A 16,153-nucleotide genomic window follows, 5' to 3' on the forward strand; every position below is an offset into this window, starting at 1 on the left:
GGGCGGACGAACTGACTGAAAGAATTGGAAAAGTCTAGATGAATAATCTGGGTCGAAATATCGCTGTATGGGTGGTGGTGGCCCTGTTCCTGGTGGTGCTGTTCAATGTGCTGCAGCCCTCCAGCACGCAGAGCAACGCGTCCGAAATCGCCTATTCCAGCTTCCTGGACGAGGTGAAGAACAACCAGGTGCAGAGTGTCACCATCGCCGGGCACGACATCACCGGCACCACCAAGGACGGCAAGAGCTTCGAAACCTATGCCCCGGCCGACCAGTCGCTGGTCTCCAAACTGACCGATGCCGGTGTGGATGTTTCGGCCAAGCCGGAAGGGGACACGATGAACCCCTTGCTGCGCGCGCTGCTGAACTGGGCGCCGATGCTGCTGATCCTTGGCGTGTGGATCTTCTTCATGCGGCAGATGCAGTCTGGCGGCGGCCGGGCCATGGGCTTCGGCAAATCCCGCGCCCGCCTGCTCACCGAGAAGCAGGGCCGTATCACCTTCGAGGACGTGGCCGGCATTGACGAAGCCAAGGGCGAGCTGCAGGAGATCGTGGACTTCCTGCGCGACCCGCAGAAATTCCAGCGCCTCGGCGGCAAGATCCCGAAAGGCTGTCTGCTCGTCGGCCCGCCCGGTACGGGTAAAACCCTGCTGGCCCGCGCCATCGCGGGTGAGGCGAATGTGCCCTTCTTCTCCATCTCCGGTTCGGACTTCGTCGAGATGTTCGTCGGCGTCGGCGCCTCGCGCGTGCGTGACATGTTCGAGCAGGGCAAGAAAAACGCGCCTTGCATCATCTTCATCGATGAGATCGACGCGGTCGGCCGGCATCGCGGTGCGGGCCTCGGCGGCGGTAACGATGAGCGCGAGCAGACGTTGAACCAGATGCTGGTGGAGATGGACGGGTTTGAGTCCAACGAAGGCGTCATCCTGATCGCCGCCACCAACCGGCCGGACGTGCTGGACCAGGCGCTGCTGCGCCCCGGCCGGTTCGACCGCCAGGTGGTGGTGCCCAACCCGGATGTCGCCGGCCGCGAGAAGATCCTGAAAGTGCATATGCGCAAGGTGCCGCTGGCGTCCGACGTGGACGCCAAGGTGATCGCCCGTGGCACGCCGGGCTTCTCCGGTGCGGATCTCGCCAATCTGGTGAACGAGGCGGCGCTGCATGCGGCGCGCATCGGCAAACGCGTGGTCGCCATGGCCGAGTTCGAGCATGCCAAGGACAAGGTGATGATGGGGGCGGAGCGCCGCTCGCTCGTCATGTCCGACGATGAGAAGCGGATGACCGCCTATCACGAGGGCGGCCATGCGATCTGCTCGATCACTCTGCCGGAATGCGACCCGGTGCATAAGGCCACCATCATCCCGCGCGGCCGCGCTTTGGGCATGGTGATGAGCCTGCCGGAAGGCGACCGCTATTCGATGTCCAAGATCAAGCTGCTGCAACAGCTGATCATGGCGATGGGCGGGCGTGCCGCCGAGGAGCTGACCTTTGGGGCCGACAAGGTCTCCAACGGCGCCTCCGGCGACATCAAGATGGCGACGGATACCACGCGCCGCATGGTCACCGAATGGGGCATGTCCGAGACCCTCGGCATGGTTTCCTATGCCGATGGCCAAGAGAGCTATCTCGGCCAGAGCTTTGGCGGCAGTAAGAGCGTTTCCGAGGCGACGGCCCGCGAGATCGATGATGAGGTCCGCCGCATCATCGACCACGCCTATGCCGAGGCCAAGCGCATCCTCACCGAGCGTCAGGGCGATCTGGAGCGTCTCGCCCAGGGGCTGCTGGAATACGAAACCCTCTCGGGCGACGAAATCCAGATGGTCCTGCGCGGCGAAAAGATCGAACGCAAAGTCGTCGACGAGCCTGCTCCGGATAACCGCCGCGGCTCCGTGCCCACCGCCACGCCCAAGCCGGATGTCGGCGGTCTGGGGCCGGTGCCGGCGTAAGGGCTGGGGGCCGGGGGTGACTCAAGGGGGACGCTGTCCCCCTTGACCCCCTGCAAAGGGCCGAGAGGCCCTTTGATCCCATCATATTCGGTTCAAAAAAGAGGGGGGCCTTTAGGCCCCCTCTTTTTTGAACCGGGTGGGTTCCAAGGGCCTCTCGGCCCTTGGCGGGGGTCAGGGGGCAGAGCCCCCTGGGAGCACCCGGCCCCCCCTCAAGCCGGAAACTGGGACTCCCGGACCTCCCGGACATATTCGGCCAGGGCGGTGGTGATGAGCTGGGCGCCGTCCAGGTAGCGTTTGGCGAAGGCGGGGGCGCGTCCGGGGGTGAGGCCGAGTATGTCGTGGAAGACGAGCACCTGGCCGTCCGTGCCGGGTCCGGCGCCGATGCCGATGGTGGGGACGCGCAGTTTGGCGGTGATTTCGGCGGCGAGTTCGGCCGGGATGGCTTCCATCAGCACCATGCGTGCGCCGGCATCTTCCAGGGCGAGGGCGTCTTCCAGCAGCTGGGCGGCGGCTTCGGGGGTTTTGCCCTGGCGTTTGAAGCCGCCCATCTGGCGGACATGCTGCGGGGTGAGGCCGATATGGGCGCAGACCGGCACGGCACGGCGCGAGAGGAAGGCGACGGTCTCGACCATCGGCGCGCCGCCTTCGAGTTTGACGATCTGCGCGCCGGCTTTCAGCAGCCGCGCCGAGGCGGCGAAGGCCTGGGCTGGGCTTTCCTCGAAGCTGCCGAAAGGCAGGTCCGCCATCACCAGCGTGTTGGTTGCGGCACGGGCGACGATTTCGGTGTGGTAGAGCATCTGCTCCAGGGTCACGCGCAGCGTATCCGCCTCGCCGCCGACCATCATGCCCAGCGAATCGCCTACCAGCACCGCATCCACCCCGGCGGCCTCGGCCAGCCTGGCGGCGGTGACGTCATAGGCGGTGACCATGGTCATTTTGCGCTGTTCGCGCTTCGCCTTGTCCCAGGCGCTAAGCGTTTTGCTCATTCTTCATCTCCCCCGCCTGCGTCAGCAGGCTGAATTGTCCCCGCCTGCGTCAGCAGGCTGAATCGTACCCGCCTGCGCCAGCAGGCTGATGGCGAAGGCCACCGCCTGGGCGCGGATTTCGTCGCGCTCGCCATGGAAGCGCTGATGGTGGGCCATGCTGCCATTGCGTCCGGCAATGCCGAACCACACCGTGCCAACGGGCTTTTCGATGCTGCCGCCATCCGGCCCGGCGATGCCGGTGACGGAGACGGCATAATCGGCCTCCGCCAGCCGCCGCGCGCCTTCCGCCATGGCCCGGGCGACCGGCGCGGAGACCGCGCCATTGGCGGCCAGCATCGCCTCCGGCACCCCCAGCATCTGGGTTTTCGCCGCATTGGCGTAGGTGACGAAGCCGTGGGTGAACACCGCGGAGGAGCCCGGAACGGCGGTGATCGCCCCCGCCACCAGCCCGCCAGTGCAGCTCTCGGCCGTGGCCAGGCGCAGCTTTTTGGCGCGGTAGAGTTCCACCAAGGCGGCCGCGCTCATAGCGGTGAGACCAGATGCAGCGCCAGCATCACCAGCCAGGCCATCAGCCCGGCGATGATGTCGTCGCCCATGATGCCGTACTCGTCCTTGCGCCGATCCGCCCAGGCGACCGGGCCGGGCTTCCAGATATCGAACAGCCGGAACAGCCCGAACGCGATCAGCGCGCCCCAGATGGTCACCTCATAGAGCGCCAGCAGCGGGATCATCAGCCCGGCGATCTCGTCGATGACGATCCAGCCCGGATCGCTGGCGGCTTCCGGCATCCGCCCGATCGCCAGCAGCCCGAGGCCGATGGCCACGATAATCCCGGCCAGCAAAGCCAGATGCCCGGCCTGGAGCAGCGCGCAGCCAATGGCGAGGCCCACCAGCGAACCGAACGTGCCCGGTGCCTTCGGCGCCAGGCCGGACCCGAAGCCCGAGGCCACGAAGCGGGAGAGGTTCATTTCTGCGTCAGCCATTTCGCCACCGGCGAGACCGCCTCGCCATTCAGCAGCGCGCCATAGATGGTGATATTCTCGGAGACGCGCTGCACGTAATTGCGGGTCTCGTTGAAGGGGATCAGCTCCAGCCAGTCCAGCATATTCGCTCCACCCGGGTTGCTGCCCAGCTCCGGGTCGCCATTTTCGCCCAGCCAGCGGGCGACATTGCCCGGCCCAGCATTATAGGCGGCGATGGCCAGCGGCAGGCAGGTGCCGAAATTATTCACCTCCTGGCTCAGATAGGCCGCCCCAGCGCCATATTCTGGCTGGGGTCGAACAGATTGTCGGCGGGCAGGCCGTAGCGCCGGCCGGTGAGCCGGGCGGTGGAGGGCAGCAGCTGCATCAGCCCCACCGCACCGGCGCCGGAGACCACGCTGGGGTTGAAGCTGCTCTCCTGGCGCATGATGCCGAGCGAGACGGCAGGCGGCAGGGCGGAGGCGGGCGGCTGATAGGGGATCGGCCAGCCCTCGCGCACCAGCATCTGCCCGGAAATCCCCGCCAGCCGGGCGATGGCGACGGAGGATTGCGGAAAGCCCAGCGCCAGCGCCAGCCGCGCCGCCAGCATGCGGTTGCGGTCATCCACCGCCGTCTGCCCGGCGCGGGTGAGGAAGATGGCGGCGTCATGTGCATCGCCCATCTGCATCAGCAGCACGCCGGCGCGGGGCAGCTCGCCCAGGCCGAAATCCAGCGCGTCCTGCATGGTAAAGCCCGGCTCCGGCACGGCTTTGATCCGCGCCGCCAGCTGCTGCGGGCTCTCGCCCAGCGCCAGGGCGGCGAGCTGGCCGTAGAAGGTGGTGGGGTAATTCGCCGCACGGGCGTAATCCTGCGCCGCCTGCGCGCCGCTCTCGCTGCGACCCAGCCAGTAATAGGCCCGGGCCTGGGTGATGACAGCGGTGGAGGAGGAGGCGAGGTTCTGGAACCAGGTCGCGGCCTCCTGCGGCTGGTTGAGGAAGCGCAGCAGGATGAAGCCGGCCAGGAAGTCCCGGTCGGCGATCTGCTCGCGCGCCGTGCTGCCGGCAATCGGCGGATCGACCGCGATGACGACCTGATACGCGTCCTTGGCGTCGTTCTCCTGCAGCAAAGCGCGGGCGAGGCTATTCTGCGCCGGCCAGAACATCAGCTGCTGCCCGGCATCGGCGGCGGCCATGGCGCTCTTGCCCTGCGCCTGCCAGAGCGAAGCCGCCTGCTGGTCCTGCCCGGCCGCGTGCAAGGCCTCCACCTGGGTGATGAAATCCGGTGTCATCTCCGGCGTGGCGGGCTGATAAAGCCCCGATGCCTGTTGCTCGCGCAGCGCCAGCAGCCCTTGCTCGGGCCAGTCCGGGTTCTGCTTGATGAAGGCGGCGATCTCATCCGCGCTGGCGCCGCCCGAGGAGGTCATGCGGAAGAACGTGACCAGCTTTTCCACCAGCGGGTCGCCGGTGGCGGCCGCCAGCTGGTCCGCCTGGGAGAAATTGCCCGCATGGACATCCTCCATGATCTGCGGGCTCGCGGCGGTTTGCGCCAGCGCACAGGCCGGCATCAGGAGCAGAGGCAAGACGGCCAGAAACTTCATGAGCCCTCTCTAGAGCAACATCCGATCAAACGGTATCGTTTGAGCGGATAAAGTTGCGCGCTCAAACAAAAAGCTGGCGCGTCGTTCGCGGTCCAATGCGACCGCACGACGCGCCAGCAGCGCTGGCAGCGCGGGCCAAACCTTACCGCAGCGCGCTTGCCCCGGCCCGCGGAGGCGATTAGGTGAATGAACGGACAAAACGCCTTCTCCAAACGCCTTCCAAGGACCAGCAATGTTTCACGGCTCATTCACCGCCCTCGTGACTCCGATGCACGAGGATGGGCGCATCGACGAAGAGGCCTATATGCGCCTCATCGAGTGGCAGATCGCCGAGGGCACTGACGGCATCGTGCCCGTCGGCACCACCGGCGAATCCCCGACGCTGAGCCATGATGAGCATAAACGCGTGGTCGAGCTGGCGGTGAAAACCGCCAAGGGCCGGGTGCCGGTGATGGCCGGCGCGGGGTCCAATTCCACCGCCGAGGCGATCGGCCTGGCCCGCCATGCCGAGCAGGCCGGGGCGGATGCGATCCTGGTCGTCACCCCCTATTACAACAAGCCGACCCAGGAAGGGCTGTACCAGCATTTCAAGGCCATCGCCGAGTCGATGGCGCTGCCGGTGTTCATCTATAACATCCCCGGCCGTTCGGTGATCGACATGTCGGTGGAGACGATGGCGCGGCTGGCGCAGATCAAGAACATCGTCGGGGTGAAGGATGCCACCGCCAATTTGACCCGGCCGCTGCACACCGCGCGCGCCTGCGGCCCGGATTTCGTGCAGTTCTCCGGCGAGGACCATACCATCCTGGCCTTCATGGCCTCGGGCGGGCATGGCTGCATCTCGGTGACCGCCAATGTGGCGCCGCGTTTATGCGCGCAGATGCATGATGCCTGGGCCAAGGGCGATTTCAAGGCGGCGATGGAGATCCAGAACCGGCTGGTGCCGCTGCATGATGCGATGTTCGCCGAGAGCAATCCCGGCCCGGTGAAATATGCCGCCTCGCTGCTGGGCTATGGCGCCAACCATGTGCGCCTGCCGCTGGCCCCGGTTTCTGAGGCTACGGCGCAGCGCATGCAGGCGGCGATGCGGGATGTTGGCCTGCTGAATTGAGACGAGCTTGAGCAAGGACGCGAAAAAGAACCCCTTCATCTCGCACGGCATCGCCGCGCAGAACCGCAAGGCGCGGCATGACTACAAGATCCTCTCCACGCTGGAGGCGGGGATCGTGCTGCGCGGGGTGGAGGTGAAATCGCTGCGGCTCGGCCGCGCCCAGCTCACCGAGGCCTGGGCCGGCGAGCGCGATGGCGAGCTTTATCTGTTCAACATGTATATCCCTGAATATCAGGGCGGGGTGCTGTCGCGCTTCGAGACGCGCGGGATGCGCAAGCTGCTGGTCAAGCGCAATCAGCGCCAGCAGCTCTTCCACGCCATCGCCCGCGAGCGCCAGACTTTGGTGCCGCTGGACGTGTTCTTCAATGATCGCGGCCTGGCGAAAGTGACCATCGGCATCGCCGAGGGCAAGCAGAAGGCCGATAAGCGCCACGCCGCCGCCGAGCGCGACTGGCAGCGCGACAAGGCCAGGTTGTTGAGAAATAGGTAAGTTTGGTGGGCTGTCCCAGATAAGTTTCAGGCTTGTACCTTCAATGCCTTGAAGGATCACCATTATTTCGATCATTGCAGGGTTTCGCCTTTTGCCCGTGGCGTCAAGGGCGCGCGGCGTCGCCGCGCGTCGCCGAAGGCGAGTAAACCCCTTGACGCCACGGGCAAAAGGCGAAGAGACTCGGGATCGACATAATGGCCAGATGAATGAAGATCTGGGACAGCCCTAATTTTTACGGCCCCAGCAAAGCCCTGATGCCGGCGACGATCTCCTCGAACATCGCCTCGGTGATGCGCCCGGTATTCACGTTATATTGCGAGGTGTGGAAGCTGTCCGCCAGCACCAGCCCGCCGGGCAGCTCGTGCTGCGCGCCATGGCGGAATTTATAGGCGCCCGGCTTCAGCTTCAGCCCTTGCAGGATCGATTCATGCGCCTTCTGGCCGATCGCCAGCAGCACGCGCAGCTTCGGCATCGCCGCGATCTCGGCGGCGAGATAAGGCAGGCAATGGTTTTTGTCCGAGGTTTCCAGCTTATGCTGGGGCGGGGCGCAGCGCACCGCGTTGGTCACCCGGCAATCCACCAGGCTCATCCCGTCATCCGGTCGCTCCTGGAACACGCCCTTGGCGAAGCCGAACTTGCCCAGCACGGGGTAGAGCAGCCGCCCCGCCACATCGCCGGTGAAAGGCCTGCCGGTGCGGTTGGCGCCATTCACGCCCGGCGCCTGGCCGACGACCAGCAGCCGCGCCTCAAGCGGGCCAAAGCTCGGCACCGGGGCGTTGAACCAGTCCGGATGCAGCCCCCGATACTCTTCCCGATAAGCGACCAAACGCGGGCAGAGCGGGCAGTCGCGCCCCGGCAGATGCGGCTGCATCGCGCTCACGGCTCGTCCTCACGCTCGCCCCGCGCGCGCGGCTCCTGCGGGCGGCGGGCGAAATGCTGCACGATGTCCGACAATTCGATGAACTGGTCGGCCTGCCGGCGCAGCTCATCGGCGATCATTGGCGGACTGGTGCGGATGGAGGAGACCACCGTCACCCGTACGCCCTTGCGCTGCACCGCCTCCACCAGCCGGCGGAAATCCGAATCGCCGGAGAACAAAACCGCATGGTCGAGCGAGCTCGCCAGCTCCAACATGTCGATCGCCAGCTCGATATCCATATTGCCCTTGATCCGCCGCCGGCCCAGCGCATCCGTGAATTCCTTCGCCGGCTTGGTCACCAGCGCATAGCCATTATAGGCCAGCCAGTCGGTCAAAGGTTTGAGGGGCGAATATTCTTCCGTTTCAAGCAAGGCGGAGTAATAATAGGCTCGTAACAAATTCGACTTGCCTTCAAAGAAATCTAACAATTTGCGGTAGTCGATCTCAAATCCGAGGCTACGGGTCGCCGCGTAGAGATTGGCGCCATCGATGAATAAAGCCGTCCGCTCCTGGTCTGAAAATCTCACATCAAATTCCTTCCCGTTCGCCGGGGTTATAGGGGGTGCACAAATATAGTATAAATGTTAGGAAAGCACGCCATTCGAGTGCCCATTTGGGGAGTTTAGCCGCGTTGACCCTCGTCAGTCCATGATCCTGATCGCGATCGGCGCCAATCTTCCGGCCGAAGATGGGCGCTCGCCCTTGCAGCTCTGCACGGCGGCGGCGGCGGCGGTTCGTGCACTTCCCGGCTTGTCGTTCGTGGCTTTATCGACATGGTATCGGAGCGCTGCGATTCCGGCTTCCAGCCAGCCGGATTATTGCAATGGCATGATCCGCATGAGCGGCGAGACCGACCCGGCGGTTTTGCTGCGCCAGCTACAGGAGATCGAGACGCAATTCGGCCGGGTGCGCTCGGTGCCCAATGCGGCGCGCACCTTGGACCTTGATATCATTGACATTGCTGGCCAGATCCGGACCGCGCCGGACCCGATATTGCCGCATCCGAGGATGCATCTGCGCGCCTTCGTGCTGCGCCCGCTGCTGGATGTGAACTCCTCCTGGCGGCATCCTGTGTTCAAGCGCAGCGTCACCACCTTGCTGGCCGAGCTTCCCCCGCAGCAGATCGAACCCTGGCATGCCGAGCCGTCCGTATAATCCGATTGACCTTGCCTCCCTGCCGCGCCTGCGGTAAGGCACTCTTTCATTTTCTGCCTTGGAGCGTACCCCGTATGGCCCGCGTAACTGTCGAAGACTGCGTTTTGAAGGTGCCGAACCGCTTTGAGCTGGTTCTGCTCGCGGCGCAGCGTGCCCGCAATATCAGCCGCGGCGAGCAGCTGACCATTGACCGGGACAATGACAAGAATCCGGTGGTGGCGCTGCGCGAGATCGCCGATGAGACGGTGGAGCTGCCGCATCTGGAGCAGGATCTGATCAAATCCCTCTCGCGCGTGCCCGAGCCGGAGCCGGTGGATGAAGAGGTGATGGATCTGATCCCGACCGATCAGAACATCTTCGGCCTGCAGGATGTCTCCGCCGAGGAAGAGGCCGCCGCCATGGCTGCCGAGGGCGAGGACATCATGTCCGCCGAGGATATCCAGGCCGCGATCGAGGCGGAGCTCGGCGGCAAGTCCTCGCGCCGCTGACACCATGCTGCGGACAGGCTGCTGGCGTTTGAGCCTGGTCCGCGCCCCTGAGGGGCTCAGCGGCGCGTCGCCCAGCTTTCATCCCGAACTCGCGGGATTGCTGTCGCGGATCGCCGCTTATGATTCCAAGGCCGACCCGGCGCTGATCGACGAGGCCTACGGCGTCGCCGAACTGGCCCATGCCGACCAGAAGCGCGATAATGGCGAGCCCTATGTCACCCACCCGCTGGCGGTGGCGGGCATTCTCGCCAGCTACAAGCTGGACGCCGCCTCCATCATCACCGCCTTGCTGCATGATACGGTGGAGGATACCAGCATCACGCTGGCGGAGCTGCAGAAGCGCTTCGGCGCGGAAATCGCCGCCTTGGTGGACGGCGTCACCAAGCTGACAAGGCTGGAGCTGCAATCGGACCGGACCAAGCAGGCGGAGAATTTCCGCAAGCTGGTGCTGGCGATGAGCAAGGATATCCGGGTTCTCATCGTCAAGCTCGCGGACCGGCTGCATAATATGCGCACGCTGGGCGCGGTCTCTGCCGCACACCGGCGTGTGCGCATCGCCCGCGAGACGATGGATATCTACGCCCCCCTGGCCGAGCGCATCGGCATGGAGGCGGTGAAGACCGAGCTGCAGAACCGCTCTTTCGCCGAGATCGAACCGGAAGCCTACGACACCATCCAGACCCGCCTGAATTATCTGCGCGGGCAGGGGGCGGATGTCATCGAGGAGGTCCGCCAGGAGCTGACCCGCGTCTGCAAGGAGGCCGGGGTGAGCGTGGTGGAACTCTCCGGGCGTGAGAAATCGCCTTTCTCCATCTGGCAGAAAATGAAGCGGCAGAATGTCAGCTTCGAGCAGCTCTCGGACATCATGGCGTTTCGCATCATCGTGCCTTCGCGCGCGGAATGCTATGTGGCGCTCGGCGCTATCCATGCCGCCTACCCGGTGATCGCCGGGCGGTTCAAGGATTACATCTCCACGCCGAAGAGCAATGGCTACCAGTCGCTGCATACCGGGGTGACGCTGCGCCAGCCGCGCAACCAGAAAATCGAAATCCAGATCCGCACCCCGGACATGCAGGCGGTGGCGGAAGCCGGTGTCGCCGCGCACTGGCTCTATAAACAGAGCGACGCCTCGGCCGCCGACGTCAAGCAGTTCGGCTGGGTCAAGGACCTGCTGGAAATTCTCGAAAACTCCGCCGCACCGGATGAGTTTCTCGAAAACACCAAGCTTGAGCTCTATCAGGACCAGGTGTTCTGCTTCACGCCGAAGGGCCAGCTGATCCAGCTGCCGCGCGGCGCCACCTCGGTCGATTTCGCCTACGCGGTGCACAGCCAGATCGGCGATAGCTGTGTCGGCGCGCGCATCAACGGCAAGCTGATGCCGCTGCGCTATGAGCTGCAGAATGGCGATCAGGTGGAAATCCTCACCGCGCGCGGCGGCACGCCGAGCCCGGCCTGGGAGCGCTTCGTCACCACCGGCAAGGCGCGCGCGCGCATCCGCCGCTTCCTCGCCCAGCAGATGCGCGACCAGCATCGGGATTCCGGCAAATCCCTGCTGATGAAGGCCTTCCGCCAGGACGGCGTCGACGGCTCCGAAAAAGTGCTGGAGCCGGTTGCGAAGACGTTGAAACAGGCGAGCGTCGATGATCTCTATGTGGCGGTGGCGACGGGGCTGATCGGGCCGAAGGATGTGGTCCACGCCGCCTATCCGGAGCTGAAGGAAGTGCGCGCCCCGCGCATGATGCCGGCCTTCATGGGCGGCGCGCTTTCCGCCCGTTCGCCGCGCACCACCAGTCGCGGCGATGCCGGCAGCCCGATCACCGGGCTCGTCGCCGGAATGGATGTACATTATGCCGGCTGCTGCCACCCGCTGCCGGGCGACAAGATCGTCGGCATCGTCACCACCGGCAAGCCGATCACCATCCATGCCAAGGATTGCGCGCAGCTCGAACAATTCAACGCCACACCTGAGCGTTTCATCGATGTCGACTGGAACGAGGAGGCGCTGAGCCGGATGGAGGCGCGGGCGCGCAACTTCACCGGCCGGGTGAGTGTGATCGCCAGCAACAGCCCCGGCGCGCTGGCCTCGCTCACCAACGCCGTGGCGAAGCAGGAGGGGGCCATCTCCAATCTGAAAATCGTGCATCGCCAGCAGGATTTCTTCGAGGCGCTGGTGGATATCGAGGTGCGCGACACCCGCCATCTCAACCAGGTGGTGGCGGGGCTGCGGGCGGCCGCCGGCATCGCCCAGGTGGAGCGGGCGCGCAACTGATGATCATCGGTCTGGGCTCGGATATCTGCGATATCCGCCGCATCGAGCAGGTGCTGGAAAAGCATGGCGAGCGCTTCACGCAACGGGTGTTCTCTGAGCTGGAGCGTAAGCGTAGCGAACGCCGGGCGCATTTCCGCGCCCCCAGCTACGCCAAGCGCTTCGCCGCCAAGGAGGCCTGCGCCAAGGCGCTCGGCACCGGGTTTTCGCGCGGCGTGTTCATGTCGGATCTGCGGGTGGTCAATCTGCCCTCCGGCCAGCCGACGATGGAGCTGCATGGCGACGCGCTGGCGCGGCTGCGGGCGCTGACCCCGCCGGGGATGAAGCCCAGCATCTTCGTGTCGCTGACGGATGAATATCCTTATGCCTACGCGCAGGTGATTATTTCGGCGGCGCCGGAGGGTAAAAAACGCCCCACTTACGTTCGGGGTGTTGGCAGCGTGGTTGCCATCGCCCGGGCGTTTTTCGCAGCTTTTTGAAAAAAGCTGCACCAAAAACTTTTGGTTTTTTTAAGGGAGAGGCGTGTGAAGCATTTTTATGAACCGAAGGCCGGCCATGGGCTGGCGCATGATCCGTTCAATGCCATCATCGGGCCGCGCCCCATCGGCTGGGTCTCCACCAAGGGTGCGGATGGCAGCGTCAATCTCGCGCCCTACAGCTTCTTCAACGCTTTCTGCTACACCCCGCCGATCATCGGCTTCTCCAGCACCACCCGCAAGGACAGCCTGCGCAATATCGAGGAAACCGGCGAGTTCGTCTGGAACCTCGCCAACCGTGCCCTGGCCGAGCAGATGAATGAAAGCTGCGCCGCTGTGCCCTACGGCACCGATGAGTTCACTCTGGCGAAGCTGGAAAAAGCCCCGGCGAAACTGGTGGCGCCGCCGATGGTCGCCGCCGCCATGGTGAATTTCGAATGCAAACTCTCCGAGATCGTCACGCTGAAAAGCGCTGATGGCGTGCCCAGCGGCGCCTATCTGGTGCTGGGCGAGGTCGTCGCCGTGCATATCGACCAGAGCCTGCTGAAGGACGGCGTCTTCGACACTTTCAATGCCGGTATCATCCTGCGCGCCGGCGGCCCCTCCGCCTACGCGGAAATCCGCCCGGACAGCCGCTTCGACATGAAGCGCCCGGCCTGAAGCGTGGGGCTTTTTCCAAAAAGCCCCCACGCTTCAAGGCAACAAAGCCCGTCCTTGCGCATCCCGGCTCAGCGCCGTGGAGGCGCTGACATGGCGCATCTCCAGCCGGCCATAGAAATGCGGAAACAGCGCGCCGCCGCGTGAAACCTCCCAGCGCAGCGCTTCGCCCAGCGGTGCCAGCGGCACGGCGGCGATCACCAGCCCATCCTGCCCGGCAAAATGCTTGGCCAGCGTCTCATCCAGCTGCGCCGCCGTGGAGAGATGGATATAGCCATCCGCCACATCCACCGGTGCGCCCTCGAAGCGGCCCGCCTGCAAGGCCGCGAATTGCGGCGCGGTCAAAATCTTATAGGCTGTCTCGTCTGTCATTTGGATTGCGCCGCCGGTTCATCGAGGCGGTGGATATTCAGGCAGGTCAGTGTCTGAGTCAAAACCGTGTAGCCGATCTGCCCGAACGTCACCGGCGCGACCGCCGGCAGGTGGCGGCGCATCTCGGCGGTCAGATGCCGCAGGCTGCCGATACATAAGGCGGACAGCACGGCACCGGCCAGATCGAGATCGCGCGCGGCGCGGGCAAAGGCGGCCTCATAGGCCGGCAAGGGCTCGGCGAAGCGGTACATCAGGCCGGGATCGAGCGGGCAGAGAAACTCGACCGCCTCCTGCGCCGCGCCGGGGTTGAGAATGGTGTTATTGACGAGGGCGCCATCCCGGTCGGCGATCAGCGGCAACCCCGGATCGGCCACGGCCTGGTCGAGAAACGCGCGCAGCCGCATCGTCTCGCCGCCGATCCGGCACAGCCCGGCGCTGGCATAGCCGCGATCCGGAAACACGATGCCCGGGCCAGCGCCGACGCCGAACGGGTTGATCACGCTCAGCTCCGGATAAAGCTCGTTCGGCAAGGTGACATAGAGCAGCGCCGCGCGGTCATCATGCGGGGTGCCATTGCCGCAGAAGATCTTCGGTGTGCTTTGCCCCAGCGCCTCCAATGCCACGCCGCTCACCCAGCCGGTCAGCGGCGCGTTATATAAGCCGTCCCAATCCAGCATGCTGGTGGCGACGCGCTCCAGCAGGGCGCTGCGCCCGGGCAGCAGCAGCACCGCGAAGCCATGCGGCGGATAGAAGGTGCTGAGATGCGGCAGCTCCGTCTCGTCGAAGGCGAACAAGGCGGCATGCCGGGCGATGCCGGTGAGATCGGTATAAATCAGCCGCCCCTGCGCGGGCCCCACCCCGTCCGGCAACAGGAACCAGGCGGTCGTCCCGCCGATCCATCGCCCCGCCGGCAGCTGGGACAGGGTTGCCTCCTCCCCGGCGACGATCAAGACATGCCCCGCCTCGATCAGCCGCGACACGTCCTTTGGGGTGGCCACGGCGCGGCTGCCAGCTAAACTATCGATCATTGCCACGCGTCTGTCGCAGAAATAAGATTTTCCAAATAGATATAGCCTCGTTTCTGGCTTTCTAAGTCTGCGTGCAACGTAAAAAAAGTAACAAAACCGTGCGTTGTTAATCTGTACCACAGCAACAAAGCCGACAACTTACAAATGCATGGCCGCCGCGTCTTTTTCTCATGCCTGGCGGTCCCCGGGGCGGAAGAAAACGCTTTGCAAGACTGTTTAAAATTGTAAACTGACCGCAAATCTACCGGAGTGATTGGCAATGAGCGCCGCGACCCGCCCAAGCAACGTCCCCCTTATCCATCACTGGATGCCCTTCACCGCGAACCGGCAGTTCCAGGAGCAGCCGCGCCTCATCGCCCGGGCCGAGGGTGTTTATTATTATAATACGCGTGGGGAAAAACTGCTGGATGGCTCCTCGGGCCTCTATTGCATCCCGCTCGGCCATGGGCGGCGCGAGATTCGCGAGGCGGTGGCCAAGCAGATGGAGGAGCTGGATTACGCGCCACCCTTCCAATATGGCGTGCCGACCGCCTTCCGCCTCGCCACCGAGGTGGCGCAACTGCTCCCCGATGGCATCAACCGCGTCTTCTTCGCCGGCTCCGGCTCCGAGGCCGCGGATACCGCGCTGAAAATGGCGCTGGCCTATCACCGTGCGCGGGCGAGGCGCAGCGTGTGCGCTTCATCGGCCGCGAGCGCGGCTATCATGGCGTGAATCTGGGCGGCATGTCGGTCGGCGGCATGGTCGCCAACCGCAAGGCCTTCGGCACCGGTCTGCCCGGCGTTTCGCATCTGCGCCACACCCGTATTCAGGAAAACATGTTCGAGATGGGCGAGGGCACGCATGGCGCCGACCTCGCCGACGATCTGGAGCGGTTCGTCAATCTGCACGGGGCGGATACCATCGCCGCCTGCATCGTCGAGCCGATCGCCGGCTCCACCGGCATTCTGGTGCCGCCGAAGGGCTACCTGAAACGCCTGCGCGAGCTGTGCACCAAGCATGGCATCCTGCTGATCTTCGATGAGGTGATCACCGGCTTCGGGCGCACCGGCGAGGCTTTTGCCTCGCAGACCTTCGGCGTCACCCCGGACATCATCACCATGGCCAAGGCGCTGACCAACGGCTCCATCCCGATGGCGGCGGTGGCGGTGAAGGATGAGGTGCAGCAGGCGATCTTCGATTCGTCGCCGGAAAACAGCATCGAGCTGTTCCACGGCTATACCTATTCCGCCCATCCCGCCGCCTGCGCCGCCGGCCTGGCGACGCTGAAGATCTATCGCGAGGAAGGCACGTTCGACCGGGTGAAATCCCTGGCCCCGGCCTTCCTGGAGCAGATCGGCAGCTTCAAGGGCATGGAGGGGGTGGTGGATACGCGCGGTTACGGGCTGCTCGGCGCGGTCGAGCTGGCGCCGCAGGGCAAGCCGGGCGAGCGCGGCTTCAAGATTCTCTGCAAGGCCTTCGAGCAGGGGCTGGTGCTGCGCTCGGCCGGTGACAGCCTGGTGCTGGCGCCGCCCTTTGCCGCCACGGCCGAGCAGATCAATGAGATGACCGACATCATGCGCAAGCTGGTGAAGGAAAACTGAGAGGCGGAATGAAGATAATGCCCTGAAAAACTGGCAAAAGTTTTTGGGGGTGTGGGGAGTTTTTTCAAAAACTCCCCACGTCTTTCCGCCCCTTTTTTGAAAAAAAGGGCGGCCCCAAAAAA

15 protein-coding genes and 2 pseudogenes are annotated in these 16,153 nt (G+C 64.6%); 9 read left to right on the top strand and 8 right to left on the bottom strand.

The features are described from left to right. The first annotated feature begins 38 nt into the window (after nt 1-38). Nucleotides 39-1,946, top strand: a complete 1,908-nt coding sequence (gene ftsH / locus GT370_RS01530; protein ID WP_008493587.1) for an ATP-dependent zinc metalloprotease FtsH — start codon at nt 39-41, stop codon at nt 1,944-1,946. Nucleotides 1,947-2,155: 209 nt separating this feature from the next. Here the strand turns inward: ftsH and panB are convergent, their stop codons facing one another. The 4 genes and pseudogenes from panB to GT370_RS01555 form a co-directional block, all read right to left on the bottom strand. Continuing rightward, the gene (gene panB / locus GT370_RS01535; RefSeq protein ID WP_008493586.1) at nt 2,156-2,932 is read right to left on the bottom strand and encodes a 3-methyl-2-oxobutanoate hydroxymethyltransferase; all 777 of its coding nucleotides are present in this window, start codon (nt 2,930-2,932) and stop codon (nt 2,156-2,158) included. Between the two features lie 21 nt (nt 2,933-2,953). Then, nucleotides 2,954-3,457, bottom strand: coding sequence for a CinA family protein (locus GT370_RS01540; protein WP_008493585.1), 504 nt, complete (start codon nt 3,455-3,457; stop codon nt 2,954-2,956). Continuing rightward, a complete protein-coding gene (locus GT370_RS01545; RefSeq protein WP_051060227.1) occupies nt 3,454-3,915 on the bottom strand; it encodes a phosphatidylglycerophosphatase A family protein in 462 nt (153 codons plus the stop codon). The genes GT370_RS01540 and GT370_RS01545 overlap by 4 nt, the downstream gene beginning before the upstream one ends. After that, nucleotides 3,897-5,488: pseudogene (locus GT370_RS01555) on the bottom strand (lytic transglycosylase domain-containing protein). Before GT370_RS01555 ends, GT370_RS01545 begins: the two are co-directional and overlap by 19 nt. A 232-nt stretch (nt 5,489-5,720) precedes the next feature. Here GT370_RS01555 and dapA point away from each other — a divergent pair. Both dapA and smpB read left to right on the top strand, forming a co-directional pair. After that, entirely contained in the window at nt 5,721-6,599 is an 879-nt protein-coding gene (dapA, locus tag GT370_RS01560) for a 4-hydroxy-tetrahydrodipicolinate synthase (RefSeq protein ID WP_008493580.1), read from the top strand. 7 nt (nt 6,600-6,606) lie between these two features. Then, entirely contained in the window at nt 6,607-7,089 is a 483-nt protein-coding gene (gene smpB, locus GT370_RS01565) for an SsrA-binding protein SmpB (RefSeq protein ID WP_008493579.1), read from the top strand. A gap of 232 nt (nt 7,090-7,321) precedes the next feature. On the opposite strand, the gene GT370_RS01570 is transcribed toward smpB, so the two are convergent. Beyond that, nucleotides 7,322-7,960 carry a uracil-DNA glycosylase gene (locus tag GT370_RS01570; RefSeq protein ID WP_008493578.1) on the bottom strand — a complete coding sequence of 213 codons (639 nt, stop codon included), beginning with the start codon at nt 7,958-7,960 and terminating at the stop codon, nt 7,322-7,324. 5 nt (nt 7,961-7,965) lie between these two features. Continuing rightward, complete coding sequence (locus GT370_RS01575) at nt 7,966-8,535, bottom strand: LabA-like NYN domain-containing protein (RefSeq protein ID WP_008493577.1); 570 nt, start codon at nt 8,533-8,535, stop codon at nt 7,966-7,968. Nucleotides 8,536-8,656: 121 nt separating this feature from the next. On the opposite strand from GT370_RS01575, the gene folK reads away from it, so the two are divergent. The 5 genes from folK to GT370_RS01600 all read left to right on the top strand — a co-directional run bounded on the left by folK (nt 8,657) and on the right by GT370_RS01600 (nt 13,053). Next, entirely contained in the window at nt 8,657-9,163 is a 507-nt protein-coding gene (gene folK, locus GT370_RS01580) for a 2-amino-4-hydroxy-6-hydroxymethyldihydropteridine diphosphokinase (RefSeq protein WP_008493576.1), read from the top strand. Between the two features lie 74 nt (nt 9,164-9,237). Then, nucleotides 9,238-9,651 carry a DNA-directed RNA polymerase subunit omega gene (rpoZ, locus tag GT370_RS01585; protein WP_026439432.1) on the top strand — a complete coding sequence of 138 codons (414 nt, stop codon included), beginning with the start codon at nt 9,238-9,240 and terminating at the stop codon, nt 9,649-9,651. A 4-nt stretch (nt 9,652-9,655) separates the two neighbouring features. Then, the gene (locus GT370_RS01590; protein WP_051060225.1) at nt 9,656-11,920 is read left to right on the top strand and encodes a RelA/SpoT family protein; all 2,265 of its coding nucleotides are present in this window, start codon (nt 9,656-9,658) and stop codon (nt 11,918-11,920) included. Next, the gene (gene acpS, locus GT370_RS01595; protein WP_270183788.1) at nt 11,920-12,396 is read left to right on the top strand and encodes a holo-ACP synthase; all 477 of its coding nucleotides are present in this window, start codon (nt 11,920-11,922) and stop codon (nt 12,394-12,396) included. Before GT370_RS01590 ends, acpS begins: the two co-directional genes overlap by 1 nt. A 45-nt stretch (nt 12,397-12,441) precedes the next feature. After that, nucleotides 12,442-13,053, top strand: a complete 612-nt coding sequence (locus GT370_RS01600; RefSeq protein ID WP_008493571.1) for a flavin reductase family protein — start codon at nt 12,442-12,444, stop codon at nt 13,051-13,053. Nucleotides 13,054-13,086: 33 nt separating this feature from the next. On the opposite strand, the gene GT370_RS01605 is transcribed toward GT370_RS01600, so the two are convergent. Next, on the bottom strand, nt 13,087-13,422 hold the full coding sequence (locus GT370_RS01605) for a DUF952 domain-containing protein (protein ID WP_008493570.1): 336 nt from the start codon (nt 13,420-13,422) through the stop codon (nt 13,087-13,089). Continuing rightward, on the bottom strand, nt 13,419-14,450 hold the full coding sequence (locus GT370_RS01610; RefSeq protein WP_008493569.1) for a DUF6976 family protein: 1,032 nt from the start codon (nt 14,448-14,450) through the stop codon (nt 13,419-13,421). The genes GT370_RS01605 and GT370_RS01610 overlap by 4 nt, the downstream gene beginning before the upstream one ends. A gap of 259 nt (nt 14,451-14,709) precedes the next feature. On the opposite strand from GT370_RS01610, the pseudogene GT370_RS01615 reads away from it, so the two are divergent. Then, nucleotides 14,710-16,031, top strand: a pseudogene (locus tag GT370_RS01615) (aspartate aminotransferase family protein). The last annotated feature ends 122 nt before the right edge of the window (nt 16,032-16,153 follow it).

It is taken from the genome of Acidocella sp. MX-AZ03 (assembly GCF_027626035.1).
In the GTDB taxonomy this organism is placed as follows: Bacteria; Pseudomonadota; Alphaproteobacteria; order Acetobacterales; family Acetobacteraceae; genus Acidocella; species Acidocella facilis.

Coding starts and splice junctions, on each gene's coding strand:
- ftsH (WP_008493587.1), top strand. CDS start 39: ATGAATAATCTGGGTCGAAATATCGCTGTATGGGTGGTGGTGGCCCTG.
- panB (WP_008493586.1), bottom strand. CDS start 2,932: ATGAGCAAAACGCTTAGCGCCTGGGACAAGGCGAAGCGCGAACAGCGC.
- GT370_RS01540 (WP_008493585.1), bottom strand. CDS start 3,457: ATGAGCGCGGCCGCCTTGGTGGAACTCTACCGCGCCAAAAAGCTGCGC.
- GT370_RS01545 (WP_051060227.1), bottom strand. CDS start 3,915: ATGGCTGACGCAGAAATGAACCTCTCCCGCTTCGTGGCCTCGGGCTTC.
- dapA (WP_008493580.1), top strand. CDS start 5,721: ATGTTTCACGGCTCATTCACCGCCCTCGTGACTCCGATGCACGAGGAT.
- GT370_RS01570 (WP_008493578.1), bottom strand. CDS start 7,960: ATGCAGCCGCATCTGCCGGGGCGCGACTGCCCGCTCTGCCCGCGTTTG.
- folK (WP_008493576.1), top strand. CDS start 8,657: ATGATCCTGATCGCGATCGGCGCCAATCTTCCGGCCGAAGATGGGCGC.
- rpoZ (WP_026439432.1), top strand. CDS start 9,238: ATGGCCCGCGTAACTGTCGAAGACTGCGTTTTGAAGGTGCCGAACCGC.
- GT370_RS01590 (WP_051060225.1), top strand. CDS start 9,656: ATGCTGCGGACAGGCTGCTGGCGTTTGAGCCTGGTCCGCGCCCCTGAG.
- acpS (WP_270183788.1), top strand. CDS start 11,920: ATGATCATCGGTCTGGGCTCGGATATCTGCGATATCCGCCGCATCGAG.
- GT370_RS01605 (WP_008493570.1), bottom strand. CDS start 13,422: ATGACAGACGAGACAGCCTATAAGATTTTGACCGCGCCGCAATTCGCG.
- GT370_RS01610 (WP_008493569.1), bottom strand. CDS start 14,450: ATGATCGATAGTTTAGCTGGCAGCCGCGCCGTGGCCACCCCAAAGGAC.